This window comes from Geomonas sp. Red32 (assembly GCF_023652955.1).
Classification (GTDB): domain Bacteria; phylum Desulfobacterota; class Desulfuromonadia; order Geobacterales; family Geobacteraceae; genus Geomonas.
The window spans coordinates 89,028-108,530 of record NZ_JAKLOY010000005.1; the positions used below are offsets into that span (position 1 = coordinate 89,028).

The window sequence follows — 19,503 nt, forward strand, 5'->3', positions numbered from 1 at the left end:
AACCCTCCTTCGTTCTAGAAAAAAAGTGCTGCGCGTCGATAATTATAACAAAAAACCTCCGCTGTCAAGTTTAATGATACAGAGAGATATTCCGGGGCGCCGAGCAACAATGATTTGCGGAGGTTATCGCCCCTTCACCAGGTCCTTCTTCGTTTTACGTTCTGCTGTTATGCGTACCGTGGAGCGTTCCATGGAGGTGACCGCCACCCCGGTCGGAAGCCTGACATCTTCCTTGCGGATGGGGACCGAATTCACCCCCTCCTTCAACTTGGAAAGGTCGAGATCGACCACCACGTCGAGGTCGCGGGGAGAGGCGATCAGGGTGGAGAAGGTCTTCAGCTGGATGGAGACCTCCTCGGGAAGCTCGCGGCTCTTCAGCATGAGGCTGTCCGGGAGGTTGTGGAAGCGGAGCGGGGCGGAGACGGTGACGATCTCGCCATGCCGGAAGGTGATCAGGAGCCAGCTGGCGAGCACCAGCACGAAGACCGCGGTCTTGGGCCAGAGGTTCGAGAAGAGCAGGCGGCGCAGCCCGCCCCCCTGCGCCTGGGCGGAGAGCGGCACCAGGAGGGAGGTGAGCTTGTCGTGGAGCTCGGCCTGGGAGCGGATGATCTCCAGGGCCCCTCCCTGGGCGAGCGAAACCTCACCGCGCTCCTCCGACACGATGACCACCGCGGCGTCGGAACGCTCCGACAGCCCGAGCCCCGCGCGGTGACGGGTCCCGAGCTGTTGGGGAACGTCGGCGCTGACCGAGAGCGGGAGGTGGCAGGAGGCAAGGGCGAGACGTCCGGCCTTGATGAGCACCGCCCCGTCGTGCAGCGGCGAGGTGGTGACGAAGATGCTCCGGAGCAGCTCCCCGGAGACCAGCGAGTCGAGCGGCACCCCGTGCAGGACGAAGTCGTCGAGGATCTCCTCGCGCTGGAAGACGACCAGGGCGCCGACCCGCCGGGAGGCGAGGTCGAAGATGGCCGACGAGAAGTCGAGCAGGTCCACCCGCACCACCTGCTGCTGCCGGTCGAAGACCTTGCGCAGAAGGCTCAGCCGGTAGAGGGCCTGCCTGATCTCCGACTGGAAGACGACCACCAAGAGGACCAGCAGCACGGTGCCGACCTCCTGCAGGATCCAGCTGGTCATGTAGAGACCGAGGCTCTTGGTCACCACGAAGATCCCCCCCAGGAAGAACAGCCCCAACAGGACCTGGAGCGCCCTGGTGTTCTTGAACCAGCTGTAGAGCTGGTACACCAGGAAGGTCATGATGAGGATGTCGGCAATGTCTTGGGGCCGGAAGTACGGGAACACGATACTCTCCTTACAGGATGGGGGCACTCACGGAGGGGACGAAGCGGGACACAGCACACTGCCTCGCCCCTTTTTACTGGCAAGCCGTAGCGCTTTATGCTAATAAATAGCCCTTCGACTGCTTGATAGCAGAGCGAAAAACCTAGGATTTATAGCATTTCGAGGATTAAAAAGGTAGGAAAATATGTACGCATTGTCGGAAAAAGGTGAACGTATACGCGCCATGTTCGGGAGCATTGCCCCCCGCTACGATTTCCTGAACAGGCTCCTGTCGCTGGGGATCGACCGCCGCTGGCGCCGCTTCGCGGTCGGCAAGATCGGGGTCTCCGGCTCCGGCAAGGTACTCGACGTCGCCACCGGCACCGGCGACGTGGCCCTCGAGATAGCATCCCAGACCGCCCCCTCGCTCGAGATCGTCGGCATCGACTTCTGCAAGGAGATGGTCGACCTCGGGAAGGTGAAGGTGGCAGGTTCGCGCTTCGCCGGAAGGATCTCGCTCCAGGTCGCCCCCTGCGAGGATATCCCCTTCCCGGACCAGACCTTCGATGCCGCCACCATCTCGTTCGGCATCAGGAACGTGGTGGACCGGCCCGCCGGGCTCGCCGAGATGCACCGGGTGCTCAAAGGGGGAGGAAGGGTGGTGATCCTGGAGTTCTCCACCCCGACCCTGCCGGTCTTCAAGCAGCTCTACCACTTCTACTTCCTGAAGGTCCTCCCGAAGATCGGGGGGATGTTCTCGCGGATGAGCGCCTACCAGTACCTCCCCGACTCCGTGCTGGAGTTCCCTTCCCGGGACGAGTTCAAGGGGATGATGAGCCAGGTGGGATTCCAAAACGTCCAGCACTTCGACCTGACCGGCGGCATCGCCACCGTCTACCTGGGAGTAAAGAAAGCCTCCTGACCCGACACCCACCCTGACGGCAGGTCCCAGCATCCCCTCCCCTTCAAGGGGAGGGACAGGGTGAGGATGGGGTCACCCTTTAGAGCCTCTTCCGGAAGATGACCCGTGCCACCGGCGTCTCCTGGAGAGGCTCTTCTTCTATAGCCAGGATCTCCCCACCCTGCTGCGCAAAGAGCGCCTTTAGCTCCCCCGGCAGGAGCAGAAAGCTCCGGTTGTGCATCCCCTGGAGCGAGGGGGTGTCCAGGATGGTCTCCATGACGATGACGCCCCCCGGGTTGAGCGCCTCCACCATGTCCGGTATCAACGGGCGCAGCAGGAAGTTGAAATCGACGATGAGGTCGAAGGAACCCGCCAGCCGGTACTCTTCCAGGTCCGCCCGCCGGAAATCGACCTTGACCCCGGCCTCCTCCGCCCTCGCCTCCCCCTTCTCGAGCCCCTTTTCCGCTATATCCACCGCCACCACCTGAAAGCCCCGCCTGGCGAGGTAGATGGCGTTTCGCCCCTCCCCGCAGGCGAGATCGAGCGCCCGCCTCCCCGGCAAAAGCGGGAGCACCCCGTCGAGGCTCTCCGCCAGGAATGGGGATGGGGTGAGCGAAAAATAGTACCCCTCCTCCAGGTAGCGCCGGTTCCATTTCTCGCGGTCGTTCTCCAAACTCTCCCTCCCCCTTTTCCGCGGCCGCAGCGCCGCGACGTTTTCTGTCGTGCCCCCGTGGTGTACTGTCACCATCAAGGAGGTGTGACATGATCTATCTTACCAACGACGCCCTCGACCAAGCGGTCTACTTCGAACTGCGGGGAAAGCAGCCCCACCGCAGGGGGAACATCGTGGAACAGGTCTACTTCGGACTGCTCGGCAACGGCGTGCACGAGGTACCGGTCACCATGACCAGGAGCCGGGGTAGTTTCGAAGTCGCCTTCGGGAAGAGCGAGCTCTTCTCGCTGGTGGAAGAGGATACCGTCCGCCGGATGCTCGGCGAGGCGATAACGAGAAAGCCCCTTCACTGACGCGCTCTTCTCCCATTTTTTCGGCGCCGATTGTTATAGCAGAAGGTGCCGAACCTTGGTATAAGTATCCATCATAAATTTCATGAGGGAGAGGGCATTGCGCGGCCAGGCGAGGGCCGGGAACGCGAAATGCGCCGCCAGGGGGGAGATGGGTGCAGACGCTGGACCGATTTTTGAAAACCCGTTGGGACGCCTTTCCGGAGAGGGTCGCCTTGCGCCAGAAGATCTCCGGCTCTTGGCGGGAGGTAACCTACGCCGAGGTTTGGGAAGCCTCCGGAGCCATCGCATCCGGACTTTTGGAGCGGGGGTTGCGCCCCGGGGAACACGCTGCCTTGCTGGGCCCCTCCTCCATCCGCTGGGTCGAGTGCTATCTCGGCATCCTGCGCGCGGGGGGGGTGGTGGTCCCCATCGACAAGGAGCTCAAAAGCGCTGAACTGCGCCACATTCTGGCCGACTGCCAGGCCCGCTTCGTCTTCACGGAGCAGGCCTTCCAGGAGCCGCTGCTCGAGGCGCTCCCCTCCCTCCCCCATCTCGAGCAGATCGTGCTGATGCATCGCGGCACCGCCCATCCGGACGACCCGGCCACTTCCCGCGCGCTGGCAGCGCTTCTGGCCGAATGGCAGCAGCTGGTCAAGACCCAGGAGATCCCTCCCGAGGCGGTGACCCGCATGGAGATCCTGGCCCGCCAGCTCCACCGTCTGCTGACCACCGAGTACCTGCGGGGAAGACCGGCCCCCGGGCAGCCGCCAGCTGCCGCCAGCACATCTGGAAAGGGGGAAACCGCTTCCCAGGAACGGGTTACCACCCTGGGTTCGCTGGTCCGCCACACCCTTCCCCCCGCCTCTCCGCGCGAGCCGGGCGACATCGCCATCGTCCTCTACACCTCGGGGACCACCGGCCGCTCCAAGGGGGCCATGCTCTCCCACGCCAATATCGTCTCCAACCTGACCGGGGCGGCCGCCCACTTCCAGCTCGACGAAACGATCCACACCCTCTCCTTTCTCCCGATCAACCATGTCTTCGAGCAGGTGGCCGGCGTGCTTCTCCCGCTCTCCCTGGGAGGAAAGGTGTCGTTCGCGGAGTCGCTCAAGAAACTGGGGGAGAACCTGGCCGAGGTGAGGCCGACCTTCCTCCTCGGGGTGCCCGCGGTCTACAAGATGCTCCTCGACCGGATCATGAAGAAGATCGCCGCGCGGAAGACCTCCCGTGCCCTCTACGCCCTGCCGCTGACCCGCCGGGTGATCGCCGCCAAGGTGAGAAAATCGTTCGGGGCCGGGACCGTCTTCATAAGCGGGGGCGCCGCCCTCGATCCCGCCATCGCCAAGGGGCTCCTCTCCTTCGGGATTCCCGTCTTCCAGGGGTACGGCATCACCGAGACCTCGCCGGTCATCTCGGCCGAAAGCCCGGGAGGCAGGAGGCTCGGGAGCGTCGGCACCCTCTTCCCCGGCGTCGAGGTCCGCATCGACCGTCCCAACGAGGAAGGTGTCGGCGAGATCGTCGTCAAAGGCCCCAACATCATGCAGGGATACTTCCAGAACCCGGAGGCCACCTCCGAGGTGCTCGAGAACGGATGGTACCGTACCGGCGACCTCGGCCGGGTCGATCCCGACGGCTACCTCTACATCTGCGGGCGCGCCAAAAACCTGATCGTCACCCCCAACGGAAAGAACGTCTATCCCGAAGAGGTGGAGAACGAGCTCCTCAAGAGCCGTTTCATCGCCGAGGCGATGGTGTACGGCCACCACGTCGACCCGACCCACGAAGAGGTGCACGCCATCATCCATCCCAACCAGGAGGAGCTCGACAACTACGCCCTGGAGCAGGGGATGGGACGGATGACGGTAGCCGACGTGGAGCGGATCATCCGGGAGGAAGTGCTGAAGGCCGGGAAGAACCTGGCCGACTACAAACGGGTCAAGCGCTTCACCCTCCGCGAGGACGAATTCCCCAAGACCACCACCAGAAAGATCAAGCGCTTTGCCGTCGAAGCGAGCGTCTCCGCCCACGAGTAAGGACGCTCACGTCCGCCCCGCGCTCTCCCGTTTTCCCGTAATTCCGTTTCCCCCACATCCACCCTCACCCTGTCCCTCCCCTTCCCACTCTCCCTCCCCTTCATGGGGAGGGCAGGGGTGAGGATGGGGTATTGACTCAGCGTCGCAATGCACTGGGAGGAAGGGGCGTGCTCGGCTGCGCTGGCCGGGACAGGCGGCGTAGCAAGGCCGGCAGTTACCGTGGCACGATCGTTTGCAGATGAGGCGGCATTACGCCATCAGTGGGAAAGGATGGTTTGGAGGCTTTGGCGGGCGGGAAGGTAACCGGGGTCGAGCTTGAGCGCCTTGGTGTAGCTTTCGACGGCGGCCGCCCGGTTGCCGCGGGCGAGTTGGAGGTCGCCCAGGTTGCCGTAGCATTCGACGTACCCCGGGTCGAGGACGATGGCCTTCCCATAGTGATAGATCGCCTGGCCGCTGTCCCCTTTCATCTCGAAGGCGACCGCCAGATTATGGTGAGCCACGGCGGAACGGGGATCGCGTTCGAGGGCGGCGTCCAGCTGGGCTATCGCCTCATCGACGAGACCGCTGCCGGCGAGGTCGCTGGCCAAGCTCAGCCGGGCCTTGGTGTACTCGGGGTGAGCAGCCAGGAGCGAACGCAGTTCGGCCATCGCCTCCCCTTTCCTCCCCATTTGCTCCAGAGCGGTTGCCGCCCCAAAACGCGCTTCGAGGTAGTCGGGATTGAGCTGGGCCGCCTCACGGAAGGCCGCCAGGGCGGCTTGACAGTTTCCGGCCTCTTGCCGGGAGATCCCAAGCATGGTGTACGCCAGATAGTTTCGGTTATCCACCCTGACAGCCTCGGAGAAGAGTGTCCCGGCGTCTCGAAACTGCGCGGCCCGCATGAAGGAGAGGGCAGCCAGGACAGCGACCGCGCATCCGAAGAGTAGCCCGCCATTTTTCCGCGACAGGCGCAGCTTTCCCCGAAGGTCCCCCGCAAGCCAGACCACCATCACGAAAAGCCCGATGTGCGGCGTGTAGCTGTAGCGGTCCGCCATCGCCTGCCCCCCCACCTGCACCAGTCCGATGACGGGAACGAGGGTGCCGACGAACCAGAACCAGCCGAAGGGAAGATAGGGAGCGCGGCGGGCGAACACCACCACCGCCACGGTAACGAGGGCCAGCACCATGCCTGCCGCCGCGTACCGCCACGGCTCCATCCCCGACAGGGAAAGGGGGTAAAAAATGGTGAGCTTGACCGGCCAGAAGGTCTTCTCGAGGTAGCGAAGGTAGGAAACAACTGCATTGCCGAGCCGCACGGAGACCGGAAGCTTCTCAAGCGACATCATGGCGGCCTCCCTTTGGGCCGCCAGGGTGAGAGCCGACGAGGCTGCGGAGAGGATGATAAAGGGGACCTTCTCCCAAAGTGCCCGGGCTAACGATACCTCCGGCAGCTCCTTCGGTTGGCCCGGTTTCCCCGCAAAGGGGCGGATTCTCCTTAACGGCCAGCAGTCGAACAGCATCATCAGAAACGGGAGGGTGACCAGCATCGGCTTGGCCATCAGCCCTAGGGCAAAACAGCAAAGGGTCGCCAGGTACCGGTGGAGAACGGGGCGGGCCGCGTACCCGCGGTAGGCCAGCAGGGTGAGTACCAGAAAAAAGGCGCTCAGGACATCCTTTCTCTCGGCCACCCAGGCCACCGATTCGACGTGCATCGGATGGACGGCGAAGAGCGCGGCGACGGCGGCGCTACGAAAGAGTGCGCCGGTTGAGCGCTCCAAGAGGCGGAACAAGAGTACGGTGGAGAGTGTGTGCAAGAGGAGGTTGTGAAGGTGGGGCCAGCCGGCCGAAGGCCCGGCCAGTTGACCATCCGCCATGTGGGAGAGCCAGGTCAGCGGGTGCCAGTTCGAGGCATAGAAGGAGGTGAAGGCCCAGCTGACGTTGCGCAGGGTCAACCCGGACAAGACGTGCGGATTGTTCCGGACGTAATCGTTGTCGTCGAGAATGATAAAGCCGTGAGAAGCGGTCTGAACGAAAATGAGGAGGTTCAGCAGTACCAGCGACACCACGACGAAGAGGTAGGTGCCCCTGGAAATACTGCCGTCTCTGTCGATCCTGTCGATCATCCCCGCATCCCCCCGAAGAAAATACCTATCTATACCAATCCCGTCGCCAAGGCAACCGAATCGGCATCCTGCCGGGTGTTCCCGGGCCTAAAAAAACCCCGCCTCTTTCGAGGCGGGGCTAGGTACTGCATCACACTAGAGTGGTACTAGGTACTACGGACGCTCAACAGCGGCCCAGGAACCAGCCGGGTACTGCGGAGCCTGTGCGGTGCCGTTACCGACAACGGCGCTGCGGTTCCAGGCTTTGAGGTAGAGCATACCCTCGGTGGTGCCGGTAGCGAAGGTACCAAGGGTGCCGTCGGTGTAAGCGGTAGCACCGGCGCCGAAGTTGGTCGGATCCACGGTGCTAGCAGTGGTTGCGACCGACAGGTCGATGGTGCCGTTGTCCAGGAAGTCGATGGTGTCGTACACGAGACGACGGACGTAGCTCCTGGCGTGAACGAAGGCGGCCGGCTCCCTGGAGAGGAGGTTGATGTTGAGGCAGGCACCTTCGAGTTTGAGGGCCGAGGCGTTGCTCAAGGTGCCGCCACGGGTCCAGTCGGTAACCGACTGCTTGTTCCCCTTGGAGTCAAGCGGGAGGCTCTCGTCGTAGAAGTACGGGTACGCTGCAGAGTTGTAGCTGATGTTGTAGTTGTCTTTCAGCAGCTTGATGGCCAGGTTGAGGCTGACCTGGAAGGCATTCTGGTTCGGCTCGACGAACTTCTGGAGGAAGTTGGTGGAGTCGAGGGCAACCGGGCCGGTTGCCGAACCTTCGGAGGTGTGGCAGTTGATGCAGACCTGGTTGTAAGCGTCGGCATTGATCTCGAGCTTGTGGCCGGCGTCCGGACGGTTAGCCTGAGCGCCGCTCAGCTTGGCCCTCATGTGGCAGGTGATGCAGGGGCCGTTTTCGTCGAGGGTGCCGGCGACGATGCTGTGGTCGCCGACGATGGCCGGGGTGCCGAGGTTACGGTGGGTAGAGGAGACGCCGCCGTTCATGTCGAGCGACGAGGTCAGGGTCTTACCGTAGGTGGAGCTGCCGATGGTGGCGGAAGCCGAGGTGAAGGCGGTGAAGCCGACCTTGGCGTACATGAGGCCGGAAGCTGCCAGGTAGTGGCTGTTCTGGAAGCCGGAGTTGGACAGCGACAGACCGTTGTTGACGGCCTGGACCAGGGTGGCGCCGCCGAGGCGGCCGCTGTGGCAGCTGTTGCACATGTTGGACTCGCCGACGTCAGGGAACTTGACGGCGGTGCGGGCCTTGACGGTCAAACCGGTCACCTTGTCTACGGTGGAGATGTTGTAGAAGGTGGCCACGCCCACGCCGACGGTGGAATCCGGAGCCGGGTAGGAGGCGTAGGTCTTGCCGTTGCCGTAGGCGGCGGCGGCCAGGGAGACCACGGAGCGACGGTCGAAGCTGTTGTTGGTGTGGCAGGTGTTGCAGTTCAGCGGGGAGTTGACGACTGCGTTAGCGGCGGTGTCAACTGGGGTGATGTTGGTGAACTTGCTGTCGGCGAACTGAGCGAAGCCGTCAGCAGTGTGGCAACGCTGGCAGTCGTTCTTCGGAATCACCTGGCTGAAGTCGGTGGTAGCACCGGCGTTTCTCCAGAGGTGACCGGAACCCGGCATCCAGGCGGCGCCGGTGGTCTCGCCGTGAGCGGACTCGGCCCAAGCCTCGCGGGCGGCAGCCTGGAGGGTGGACTCGCTCGGGTTGTGGCAGGTGGTGCAGGCAGCGGAGCCTACCATGTACTGCACTTTGTAGGTGCCGGCTGCGTAGTGGTTGTTGATGTTGACGACGTACTCGCCGGCAGCCTTGACCTGGTCAGCGGTGACGCCCGGGTTGATCGGAGCGGTGGTGGAAGCGGCCACCGGAGCGACGCCGGCCAGAGCAGCGGCGGCGTTGCCGTTGTTCAGGAAGGCAGCGGTGTCGTTGACGAGCTGCTTCAGGTACTGCGGGTTGTGGGCGAAGGCCCCTTCGTCGCTGGTGCTGTAGGCAACGTTCCAGAGGAACTTGATGTTGTAGTAGGCGCCGGCCAGGTCGGCGAAGTCAGCGCTCTTGCCGGTGAAGGCGGTGTTGGCGATGAGACGCTTGCTGTTGGCCGGGCTGATGCCGTAGGAGCCGTTGCTGTAGGTGAAGACGATGATCGGGGTGCCGTACTTGTTGTTGCTGCTGGCCATGTACTGGGCCAGGGTGTAGACGGCGCCGACGAAGCGGTTTTTAGCCTCGTCCACGGCGGCGGCGTTGAAGCCGGCGGAGTGGCAGGTGGCGCAGACGGTCGGCAGGGTGCCGTCGGCTTTGGCAACTTCGAAGTTGTGCTTGCGGTAAGAAGCGCTGCCGTTGGAGCCGGTCTCGGTGTTGTTGTCCATGTGGCAGGTTACGCACGGACCGGAGGTGCCGGTGCCGGCGTAGGTCACGCCGATGGCGGCATGGCCGTTGGCTGCGGAGGTGTAGGTGCTGTACTTGTTGCCGAACTTGTAGCCCATCTTGCCGTCGAGGATGGCGGCCTGGTACACGCCGTGCGGAGCGCCCAGGGCGGAGCCACCGGTCAGGGTGAGGGTGGTGTACTGGGCGAAGGTACCCAGGGTAGCAAATACAGCACCGTTGGTGGCGCCGTTGCGGCCAGCGTGGCAGGAGATGCAGACGTTGGAGTTTTTGAAGTCGCGGTAGGTTGCCGACTTGATGATCTTGCCGCTCAGCTTGGAGGAGTAGTTGTAGTAAGCGGTGAACGGTTTGTTGTAAGCACGGATGGAAGCCGGGTTCCAGCCGTTGATGTTGCCTTCCGGCAGAGCCACTTCGGCCTCGCCGGAGATGGCGCCCTTGGTGGTCACGTGGCAGGCGCGGCAGGTGATGACCTCACCGGTGGTGTCGGCGGTGTTCTGGAAGCCCCAGGCGCGCAGATCCTGGAAGTTGGAGTTGATGAAGTTGACGAAGCCGGTGGTGGTGTGGCAGCGTACGCAGCCGTCGGAAGCGCTGTTGGACGGATTCACACTGGCGGAGGAGAAGCCGCGGTACTTGAAGTAGGAAGCGGATTTCCAGCGGCCGTACGGATCGGCGTGCATGGTCTCGGCGTACTCGCCGTTGATCTGGTTGTTGTGGCCGTGGCAGTCGGTGCAGCTGTTGTTCGGGGTCACGTAGGAAGAAGATACGTTGACGTAGACAACGCGGGTGCCGGAGTACCAGCCGATGGTGGTGGAACCGACGTTGAACTGGGTGGTTCCTTTGTAGGCAGCCTGGCTGGAGGCGGTGCTGGTGTTGGTCGCCAGCTTGTTCATGGAGTGCGGAGCCTTCATGCTGTTGTCGGCATTGAAGATGCTGTACTGGCCGACGTGGCACTTGTCGCAGGAACCCGCAGCGGTCTTGGCGTGGGTGGTTGCGTCGTAGGCCGGGAACTCAGCCTTGGTGCTGTGGGAGTCGTGGCAGTCGACGCAGGTCACCTTCATCTCGAAGTACGGATCGAGGTAGTGAGCCGACTTCTTGAAGGACTCGGTCGGAGACCCGTGGTGCGAACCGGTGTGGCAGATCATGCAGGTGTTCGCAGCGGTCGGGGTGGCCGGGTTGTGAGCGATGTCGGAGGAGTAACGGTTGAAGGTACCGGCAGCGGCCAGCTGGCCGGAGTGGCAGGTGGCGCAACCCGGCTGGTTGGTGCTGTTGAAGTGGCACTTCTGGGTGGCGCAGGTGGCCAGCTGATCCCCGGCGACGGCGCTGTCGCCGTTGTTGCGGAGGTTGGTCCAGTGCGGGCTGGTCAGGAAGCCTTCGACATTGGCGTCGGCGTGGCACTTGGAGCAGACAACGGCAGAGCCGATGGCCATGGTCTTCTTGTCGACGGTGGTGCTGGTCCAGGTACCGGGCATGGTCTCGTGGCAGCTCACGCAGTCGACGGCGTTACGCTTGTGGTTGGAGAGGTTCCACTGGGTAGCGGTCCTCTGCACGGAAGCGGAAGCGGACAGGTGGCAGGTGTTGGTGCAGCCCTGCATCTGGCCGGTGTTGTCGGTGCCGGCAGCGTAGGAGAGGTTCAGCGGGCCGGTGACGTTGGCGATGGTTACCACGACCGAACCTTTGAACGGAGCGGCGGTGTTGCCCTGGCTGTCAACCATGGAGATGGCGCCGTGGGTGGTGCCGGTCACGGTGATGCCGGTGACCATGTTGTAGGGAGCCATCGGGGCGACGATCAGTTTCACGTCGGTGCCGTAAGCGACCTTCGGGTTGACCGGGAGGATGCCGTTGGCAACCAGCGGGCTGCTGGTGTTGGTGGTCACCACGTTGATCTGCTTCTTGTAGTTGGCAGTCACGTTGAAGACCTTGCCGGTGACGGAGGGGTCAACAGTGTAGGTACCGCCGGTGGTGGCGAAGCCAGACTGCAGCACGCCGTTGACGTACAGGCTCGACACGTAGAAGCCGGTAGCCGGAGCAACGGTGACCGGGATCGCGGTGGTGTCGGAGTAGTTGTACATCTTCATGCCGTAGGTGGCGATGGAGTGGCCAGCGGCAGAGATGGTCCCGCCTGCGCTGCCGTTCTGGATCTGCAGCTGCCAGGTCTTGGCGGCGGAGGTGGCGGCGTTGGAGCCAACGAAGCCGGCGAAGATCTTCACGGTGTGATCCGGAGTCTGCAGGCCGTTGTAGGTGTAAGCGCCGGAAACCGGAACGGTCTGGGCTACGTTATCCACGGTGACGGTCGAAATCTTGTAGCCGGCGTCCGGGGTAACGGTAACGGGAACAACCGCTGCGGTGGTGAAGCTGGTGAAGCGGATGGCGCCGACACCGGAAAGCGCGGTGTTGTTGGCCACCTTTACGCTACCACCGAGGGTGGTAGTCTTGGTCTCTACCCAGTAGGTCGAGTAGGCGGTGGCAGCCCACGCCCATACGACCGCTACCAGGGTAAGACAGACCAATGTTGCCAGTCCTTTTCTCATTTTATCTATCCCCTTTTCATAATAAGTAAGATCTCGGGTTCTTTTACTTGCCTGCCTCCCTGCGGGCATCCGGAGGAGAGGCGGCCCACCATTACTTCACGTGGCAGGAGAGGCAGATGAGCGAGTTGCTCTGCTTCGCGTACAGGAAGTAGTTCGGAGCGGTCACGGTCACGCCGAGCTGGGTCCTGGTCACGCCGTCGGTGAAGCCGTCCTGGGTGGCGTTCTCTTTGTTGTGAACCTCGTGGCAGGTGGCGCAGGTCATGATGTTGGTGCCGTAGAGGTTGTCGACGATCTTCTTGCCGCCGGCAGCGCGGGTCACGGTGTTGTACACGCCCTGGGTGGTGCCGGTGGTGTCGATGTTGGTGGCGTAGGTGTGATCGGAGGTCACGATCTCGGTGGACTTGGTGCCGTCGGCGTTAGCGAAGCCGTTGGTGGAGTTGGCGTTACGCCATGCGGCGATCTCGTTGTAGTCGAACCCGATCGGGTGGGTAGCGGTGAGGTCTTTGCCGAGGGCGGCGCGGCCCTGGCCGAAGCCGGTGTCCACGTTGGCGATGGAGGTGGTGCCGGTGGTGTTGCCCAGAGCGGAACCGTGCTCGTCGATGGCGATGGCGCCGTCATGGCAGCTCATGCAGAGACGGCTCGGGCCGGCCAGCGGGTCGGTGATGGTGAAGGTGCCGTTGTTGGAGTTGAGCGGGGTTGCCCAGGCGTACGGGGTGTAGGTGGTGGTGTCCGGAATGGTGTGGTTCCACAGCGGAAGGTTGAACCCGCCGTCATTGGACTGAGCGTGGTGCGGGGTGTGGCAGAATACGCAGACTCGGCCCATGGAGTCGGCGGTCGGACCGACAACCTTGGTCATGTCGTGCAGGGAGCCGTTAACCCCGGTGCCGGCCGGAAGACCGGCGAGGGCGGTCCCCGCCGCGGCGAAGGAACCGAACACTGCCACTACTGCTAATACCTTTTTCATTCGTGCTTCTCCTTTTGCATTAAATTGAATGCGATTGCATTCCTCCCTTGCGGGAAATCAAGAGTGAGAACCGTGTGAACCTGTCGTTCGGTGAAAAGACCGCTTCAGAACCCCTCCTTTCTCCTTTTTCGTTGTATGTACACAGCCAGACTGTCTCAAAACCGCTTTCACACCCCCTATTGAGCAACTTGCGGACCCAAAGAGTGGCACGGCGGCGGTACAGCTCTTTGTGAGTGCGAATCTAATTCACGCGTCACCACCCCGAAAATACCCCTTCATCTACCAGACACCTGCATGTCATTTTTCCGTCATATAGCGTCCGATGGGCCGTTCAAAGCCCAAAACGAAAAAGCCCGCCGGGGATCCCCCCGGCGGGCTGTGAAGCTCTTTCGTCGTTAATTTTTCTTCCGGTGATACGATTTCGTAACCACTGCGGCAAATCGCCGCCAACCCTTCCCGCCTAAAAACCGGCCACGTTACCGCACCGTAACACGGTGCGACAGGTGACCGGAATTACTATTCTTTCTTCAGTTTCTCCCAGAGTACCTTCCGGGAGAGCCCGAGCATCTTGGCCGCCAGCGTCTTGCGTCCGCCCGCATAATCGACCACCTTTTCGATGTAGCGCCGCTCGAACTGGGAGACCGCCTCCTTGAGCGGACGCCCCACGGTAAACGACTCGAAGGTGGTCCCGATCACCCCCGGGCTCTGGAGCTCGGCAGGGAGGTGCTGAGGGGTCACCTTCCCCCCTCCATGAAGAAGGGAGATCCTCTCCGCAATGTTGCGAAGCTCGCGGACGTTGCCGGGGTAGTTGTACTGCACCAGCATGTCGAGGGCCTCGGCGGTCAGCTCGGGAAGATCGTCGGGCGCGAACTGCTCGAGGAACCGCCTCAACAAAAGCGGGATGTCCTCCCGGCGCTCGCGAAGCGGCGGGAGACGGACGAGCACCACGTTGATACGGTACAAAAGGTCCTCGCGGAACTCCTTTTCCCGGGCCATCTCGGAAAGGTCGCGGTTGGTGGCGCAGACCAGGCGGAAATCGATCTCCCGGAAAGCGGTGCTCCCGACCCGGGCCACCCCCTTTTCCTGGAGTACCCTGAGCAGCTTCCCCTGCAGCTCCAGCGGGAGCTCTCCGATCTCGTCGAGGAAGAGGGTCCCCCCCTCCGCCATTTCTATATAGCCGGGGCGCCCCTTTTCGGCGCCGGTGTAGGCCCCCTTTTCCACCCCGAAGAGCTCGCTCTCGATGAGGGTGGCGGGGATGGCGGCGCAGTTGACCGGGACGAAGGGGCCGCTTCCGCGGGGGCTTTGGCGGTGGATGGCCTCGGCGACCCGCTCCTTGCCGGTGCCGCTTTCCCCCTGCAAGAGGACCGAGGTGCTGGTGTGGGCGACCCTGGCGGCCATCTCCAGCGCGGCCAGCATGGCGGGACTCCTGGTGATGATGTCCGAGAAGGCCTCCGGGAGCTCGTAATGCTGGACATCCTTCCCTTTCTTTCTCAGCTCGGCGAAGCTGTCGAGCCTCAGGAAGAGGACCTCCATGGCGAACGGTTTGGTGAGGAAATCGAAGGCCCCCATCTTCATCGCGGTCACCGCATCGTCGATGGTGCCGTAGCCGGTCATCACCAGCGAGCCGCAGTGCGGCTGGCGGGCCAGTATCTGCCGCAAGAGGTCGAGGCCGTTCACGTCGGGAAGCTTGATGTCCTGGATCACCAGGTCGAAGCTCTCCTCGCCGATGGCACTCAGGGCGTCGGCCCCGCTCACCGCGAGCCTGACCTCATGCCCCGCCCCCGCCAGTACCGACCTGAGCGCGCCCCCGAAAAGAGGATCGTCTTCCACCACCAATAGTTTCATGCTGCTCATCGCGCTCAACTCCTTTTCTACGCCGTTTGCCGGACGGGAATGGTGACGGTGAAGACCGTCTCCCCCTTTCTGCTTGCCACCGCGATCTCCCCGTGGTGCAGATCGACGATGTCCTTGCAGACCGCCAGCCCGATGCCGGTCCCGGTTCCGGCCGGCTTGGTGGTATAGAATATTTCGAACACCTTGTCCAGCTCCTCCGCGGGGATCCCCTCCCCACGGTCCAGCACCGTCAGGCGGTACCCCTCGGGGGAGAGCGCCGCGGTGAGCTCGATTACCCCGTCGGGCGGCGAGGCCACCGTGGCGTTGAGCACCAGGTTCAGCACCACCTGGTGGAGCTTTCCCTTGTCGATCTCGAGAGGGACCGGCGGCTGGCAAAGATCGCGGGCAGCCAGCTCCACCCGGTACTTCTTGGTGGCCATGGTGGCGAAGGCGGCCGTCTCGGAGAAGAAGAGGTCGCTCGGGACCCGGGCGAGCTCCAGCCCTCCCTTCCTGCTGAAATCGGTCAGCTGGCGGAGGATCTTCTGGATCCTCTCCATCCCTCCCTTGAGGACCGCCCCGCACTCCTTACCTTCGGGGGGAAGCTTCCGCTCCACCTCGTAGAGCGCGGCCGACATGGCGGCCATGGGGTTGCCGATCTCGTGGGCCACCCCGGCGACGATCTCTCCGATGGTGGCCATCTTCTCCCGGTGGATGAGCTGATTCATGGCGCGCTCGCGCTCCCGCTCGCTGCGGCCGAGCCGCTCCACCATCCGCTGGAAGCTCGTCTGGAGATCGCCGATCTCGTCGCGGCGCGGGGGAAAGGTGGCGGATGTCAGCGCCCCGAGGTCGATCGCCCCCATGGCCGCCGCGAGCTCCTCGATGGGGCGCGCCATGGCGGCACCGATGGCGTACAGGACCACGGTGGAGGCGGCCGACAGCACCACCGCGAAGAGGACGATCTCCAGGGTGAAGGCGTTGAACTCCTCCTCGATGGCGGCACAGGAGAAACCGACCCTGAACGCCCCCCACTTCTTGGTACCTATCCGGAGGGGGATCCCCATGTCGAGGATCCGCTGCCCGGAGGGATCGGCCGTGTAACGGCTCACGAAGGCGTTTCCCTCGATGGCTTGCCTGGTCAGGGGGTCGCGGTAGTAGACCCCGAGCTCTTCGGTGCGGTTGTGGCTTAGGACCTTCCCCTGGGGGTCGGTGATGAAGGCGTAGACGGCGGGGAAGTCGGGATTTTTGATGACCTCCTCGACGTAGTTGTCGAGCAGCCCGGGCGCGGCCTCCATCTCCTTGAGTATCATGGTGTTGATGATCGGCCTCTGCAGGGTGGTGAGGAGAAGCCGCCCCTGGCTCTCCAGGGTGTGGTAGAGGTGGCGTTTCTCCTTGACCACCACGTGCCCTCCCCAGCTTAAGGAGAAGAGCAGCACCAGCAAGACGGAGGCGAGCACGAACTTGGTTTTTATGCTGTGGAACGGGATCATCTCCGGTGGCACTCCATCCCGCAGCCGTACGGCTTCCGGGCATACAGGGAGAGTACCTCGCGGTAGTCCCCTCTGCTGGCCGGCACGAAACCGTTATGGAACTCGCGGTCCAGGCTTTTCAGCACCGCCCGGTGCCGGGGGTTGGCGGGATCGAGCTTGAGGAGAGCGGCGGTCACCTGGGCAACCACCTCTTTGGGGGTTGCCGGCCTCGCCAGAAGGGGAACCGACGGGATCTCCTCGGAACAGGCGATCATCCGCACCCCCCTCTTCAGGTGATGCAGGGCGGTGGCCTCCCGGACGAAGGCTGCGTCGTGCTCTCCCCTTAAAACCGAGGCCAGTGCCTCCCCGTGGGTCTTGTGAGTTTCCATGTCACTGAAATCGGACCCCTTCATGCCGTACTGGCTCAGGAGCTTCCAGGCGAACAGGTTGCCGGAGATCGAATGCCGGTAGGCAAAAGCGACCCGCTTGCCCCGCAGGTCCCGCACCGAACGGATGGGAGAATCCACGGGGACCACCAGGCAGGAGCGGTACACCGGTCGCCCCTTGTCGTTGCGAGGCTTCACGATGGGGACCATCCCGTAGCCGAGCACGGCCTTGGCGAGCCCCCCATCACCCACCGCCGCAATCTCCACCTTCCCCTCCTTGAGGAGCCTCGCGGTCTCGAGATAGTCTTCCCCAAGCACCAGCTCGAACCGGTAGGGGGTGTTTTCGGTCAGGTAGTCCATCAGGGGCTGGTACCGCTCGAACATGGTGATCGGCTGGGAGTATAGCGTGGCGCCGAAGCGGACCAGGGGCTTTTCGGCCCGGCAGGGGGCGACGGCCAGCAGCCCGGCGAGTACCATCACGAAAACGGCAAGGGGAAGCTTTCGATACATGAGCTATTGCACCTTAATAACCACAAATATTGCTCCGAGATACACCCGGAGTGCTCCGCCAAGGGGCGTAACGAAAAAGTAACAGTGTGGCGATTTAGCAGACAACGGAACGTGCGTTACCGGTGCCGCGGAGGGGCCGTGCGCCGCGCGCCGGGCAAACCCGCTCCCCCGTCCTGGCACCGGACGGCAATCCGCCCCCCCTGCCGCTGCAATGTTGACGCCATCTTACGCACGGCCAACGGTTTCCGGCAGTTGCGCAGCCGGGCAGCGCCTGAAAGGGATCGGGCCGGAGCAACTTCCCTCTCGACAAAATGAGCCGTTTGCAATATATTCGCGTACTGTATACAATCCGGGCCGCCCCGGCAGCGCCCCGGTAGCGCATCCGCCGCCAACGGCACCTATTTATAACATCTTTTATCATCCCACCAAAAGGAGAAGAGAAACGATGGCAACTCCCGAATTCAAGTACCAGGAAGCCTTCCCGCTCGGTCCGGACACCACCGAATACCGCCTGCTCCCCGACTCCAAGCAGTACGTGAGCGTCGCCAGCTTCGAGGGGCAGGAGGTTCTCAAGGTTGCCCCGGAGGCGCTGACCGTGGTGGCCAACACCGCCATGAAGGACCTCTCCTTCAAGCTGCGCCGCGAGCACAACGAGCAGGTCGCGAAGATCCTCTCCGACCCGGAAGCTTCCATGAACGACAAGGGCGTCGCCCTCGCCTTTCTCCGTAACGCCGAAGTTGCCGCCAGCCTCGAGCTCCCGATCTGCCAGGACACCGGCACCGCCATCGTGATGGGCAAGAAGGGGCAGGCCGTCTGGACCGGCACCAACGACGAGGAGTACCTCTCCAAGGGGGTCTACAAGACCTACACCGAGGAGAACCTCCGCTACTCCCAGACCGTGGCCCTCGACATGTACAAGGAGATCAATACCGGGACCAACCTCCCGGCCCAGATCGACCTCTACGCCACCAAGGGCGCCGAGTACAAGTTCCTCTTCATGGCCAAAGGTGGCGGCTCCGCCAACAAGACCTACCTCTACCAGGAGACCAAGGCGCTTCTCAACCCGGACAGCCTGGTGAAGTTCCTGGTGGCCAAGATGAAGACCCTGGGGACCGCGGCCTGCCCGCCGTACCACCTGGCCTTCGTCATCGGCGGCACCAGCGCCGAGACCTGCCTCAAGACCGTGAAGCTCGCGAGCGCCAAGTACCTCGACGCCCTCCCCACCGTCGGCAACGAGCACGGCCAGGCCTTCCGCGACGTCGAGCTGGAAGCGAAGCTCCTCGAAGAGGCCCAGAAGAGCGGCATCGGCGCCCAGTTCGGCGGGAAGTACTTCGCCCACGACGTCCGCATCGTGCGCCTGCCGCGCCACGGCGCCTCCTGCCCGGTCGGCATGGGCGTTTCCTGCTCCGCCGACAGGAACATCAAGGCGAAGATCAACAAGGAAGGGATCTGGGTCGAGCAGATGGACGAGAATCCGGGCCGCCTGATCCCCGACCAGTACCGCGGCAAGCACGGCCACGGCGTGAGGGTGAACCTCAACCAGCCGATGAAGGACATCCTGGCCGAGCTGACCAAGCACCCGGTCTCCACCCCGCTGCTTCTTTCCGGCACCATCGTGGTCGGCCGCGACATCGCCCACGCCAAGTTCAAGGAGATCCTCGACTCCGGCAAGCCGCTTCCGGAGTACCTGAAGAACCACCCGATCTACTACGCCGGCCCGGCCAAGACCCCGAAAGGGAAGCCCTCCGGCTCCTTCGGCCCCACCACCGCCGGCCGCATGGACTCCTACGTCGACCTGCTGCAGGAAAACGGCGGCTCCATGGTGATGATCGCCAAAGGTAACCGCAGCCAGCAGGTCACCGACGCCTGCAAGAAGCACGGCGGCTTCTACCTGGGTTCCATCGGTGGCCCGGCAGCCGTCCTCGCCGAAGAGAACATCAAGAAAGTCGAGTGCATCGACTTCCCCGAGCTCGGCATGGAAGCCGTCTGGAAGATCGAAGTCGAAGACTTCCCCGCCTTCATCCTGGTCGACGACAAAGGGAACGACTTCTTCAAACAGCTCGGCCTCTAAGCCGCAGCCCCAGTCCCACCCAAAAGCCCCCGGCGCTTCGGCCCCGGGGGCTTTTTCTTTTATATGGAGTTACGCC

At 63.2% G+C, this 19,503-nt stretch carries 12 protein-coding genes; 4 read left to right on the forward strand and 8 right to left on the reverse strand.

Annotated elements, in window-relative coordinates:
• Positions 1–123: 123 nt before the first annotated feature.
• Entirely contained in the window at positions 124–1,296 is a 1,173-nt protein-coding gene (cdaA, locus tag L4X63_RS14280; RefSeq protein WP_250679317.1) for a diadenylate cyclase CdaA, read from the reverse strand.
• Between the two features lie 184 nt (positions 1,297–1,480).
• Here cdaA and ubiE point away from each other — a divergent pair, with 184 nt between their 5' ends.
• Entirely contained in the window at positions 1,481–2,197 is a 717-nt protein-coding gene (gene ubiE / locus L4X63_RS14285; protein ID WP_250679318.1) for a bifunctional demethylmenaquinone methyltransferase/2-methoxy-6-polyprenyl-1,4-benzoquinol methylase UbiE, read from the forward strand.
• A 79-nt stretch (positions 2,198–2,276) separates the two neighbouring features.
• On the opposite strand, the gene L4X63_RS14290 is transcribed toward ubiE, so the two are convergent.
• The gene (locus tag L4X63_RS14290; protein ID WP_250679319.1) at positions 2,277–2,849 is read right to left on the reverse strand and encodes a class I SAM-dependent methyltransferase; all 573 of its coding nucleotides are present in this window, start codon (positions 2,847–2,849) and stop codon (positions 2,277–2,279) included.
• Between the two features lie 89 nt (positions 2,850–2,938).
• Between L4X63_RS14290 and L4X63_RS14295 the strand changes: the two genes are divergently transcribed.
• Positions 2,939–3,202: a hypothetical protein gene (locus tag L4X63_RS14295; protein WP_250679320.1), complete on the forward strand. Its 264-nt coding sequence runs from the start codon at positions 2,939–2,941 to the stop codon at positions 3,200–3,202.
• A gap of 173 nt (positions 3,203–3,375) precedes the next feature.
• Complete coding sequence (locus L4X63_RS14300) at positions 3,376–5,214, forward strand: AMP-dependent synthetase/ligase (protein WP_250679321.1); 1,839 nt, start codon at positions 3,376–3,378, stop codon at positions 5,212–5,214.
• 257 nt (positions 5,215–5,471) lie between these two features.
• Here the strand turns inward: L4X63_RS14300 and L4X63_RS14305 are convergent, their stop codons facing one another.
• The 6 genes from L4X63_RS14305 to L4X63_RS14330 form a co-directional block, all read right to left on the reverse strand.
• On the reverse strand, positions 5,472–7,313 hold the full coding sequence (locus L4X63_RS14305) for a tetratricopeptide repeat protein (RefSeq protein WP_250679322.1): 1,842 nt from the start codon (positions 7,311–7,313) through the stop codon (positions 5,472–5,474).
• Positions 7,314–7,466: 153 nt separating this feature from the next.
• Complete coding sequence (locus L4X63_RS14310; protein WP_250679323.1) at positions 7,467–12,197, reverse strand: multiheme c-type cytochrome; 4,731 nt, start codon at positions 12,195–12,197, stop codon at positions 7,467–7,469.
• 91 nt (positions 12,198–12,288) lie between these two features.
• Positions 12,289–13,161 carry a cytochrome C gene (locus tag L4X63_RS14315; protein WP_250679324.1) on the reverse strand — a complete coding sequence of 291 codons (873 nt, stop codon included), beginning with the start codon at positions 13,159–13,161 and terminating at the stop codon, positions 12,289–12,291.
• Between the two features lie 516 nt (positions 13,162–13,677).
• Complete coding sequence (locus L4X63_RS14320; protein WP_250679325.1) at positions 13,678–15,015, reverse strand: sigma-54-dependent transcriptional regulator; 1,338 nt, start codon at positions 15,013–15,015, stop codon at positions 13,678–13,680.
• Positions 15,016–15,032: 17 nt separating this feature from the next.
• Positions 15,033–16,481: a sensor histidine kinase gene (locus tag L4X63_RS14325; RefSeq protein ID WP_250679326.1), complete on the reverse strand. Its 1,449-nt coding sequence runs from the start codon at positions 16,479–16,481 to the stop codon at positions 15,033–15,035.
• Positions 16,478–17,356 carry a PhnD/SsuA/transferrin family substrate-binding protein gene (locus L4X63_RS14330; RefSeq protein ID WP_250679327.1) on the reverse strand — a complete coding sequence of 293 codons (879 nt, stop codon included), beginning with the start codon at positions 17,354–17,356 and terminating at the stop codon, positions 16,478–16,480. Before L4X63_RS14330 ends, L4X63_RS14325 begins: the two co-directional genes overlap by 4 nt.
• 445 nt (positions 17,357–17,801) lie before the next feature.
• Here L4X63_RS14330 and L4X63_RS14335 point away from each other — a divergent pair, with 445 nt between their 5' ends.
• Positions 17,802–19,427: a fumarate hydratase gene (locus L4X63_RS14335; protein ID WP_250679328.1), complete on the forward strand. Its 1,626-nt coding sequence runs from the start codon at positions 17,802–17,804 to the stop codon at positions 19,425–19,427.
• Positions 19,428–19,503 lie beyond the last annotated feature (76 nt).

Bases quoted from the DNA above. Each gene is read 5' to 3' on its own strand.
- L4X63_RS14310 (WP_250679323.1), bottom strand. From the start codon at position 12,197: ATGAGAAAAGGACTGGCAACATTGGTCTGTCTTACCCTGGTAGCGGTC.
- L4X63_RS14325 (WP_250679326.1), bottom strand. From the start codon at position 16,481: ATGATCCCGTTCCACAGCATAAAAACCAAGTTCGTGCTCGCCTCCGTC.
- L4X63_RS14330 (WP_250679327.1), bottom strand. From the start codon at position 17,356: ATGTATCGAAAGCTTCCCCTTGCCGTTTTCGTGATGGTACTCGCCGGG.
- L4X63_RS14305 (WP_250679322.1), bottom strand. From the start codon at position 7,313: ATGATCGACAGGATCGACAGAGACGGCAGTATTTCCAGGGGCACCTAC.
- L4X63_RS14320 (WP_250679325.1), bottom strand. From the start codon at position 15,015: ATGAGCAGCATGAAACTATTGGTGGTGGAAGACGATCCTCTTTTCGGG.
- L4X63_RS14295 (WP_250679320.1), top strand. From the start codon at position 2,939: ATGATCTATCTTACCAACGACGCCCTCGACCAAGCGGTCTACTTCGAA.
- ubiE (WP_250679318.1), top strand. From the start codon at position 1,481: ATGTACGCATTGTCGGAAAAAGGTGAACGTATACGCGCCATGTTCGGG.
- L4X63_RS14315 (WP_250679324.1), bottom strand. From the start codon at position 13,161: ATGAAAAAGGTATTAGCAGTAGTGGCAGTGTTCGGTTCCTTCGCCGCG.
- L4X63_RS14335 (WP_250679328.1), top strand. From the start codon at position 17,802: ATGGCAACTCCCGAATTCAAGTACCAGGAAGCCTTCCCGCTCGGTCCG.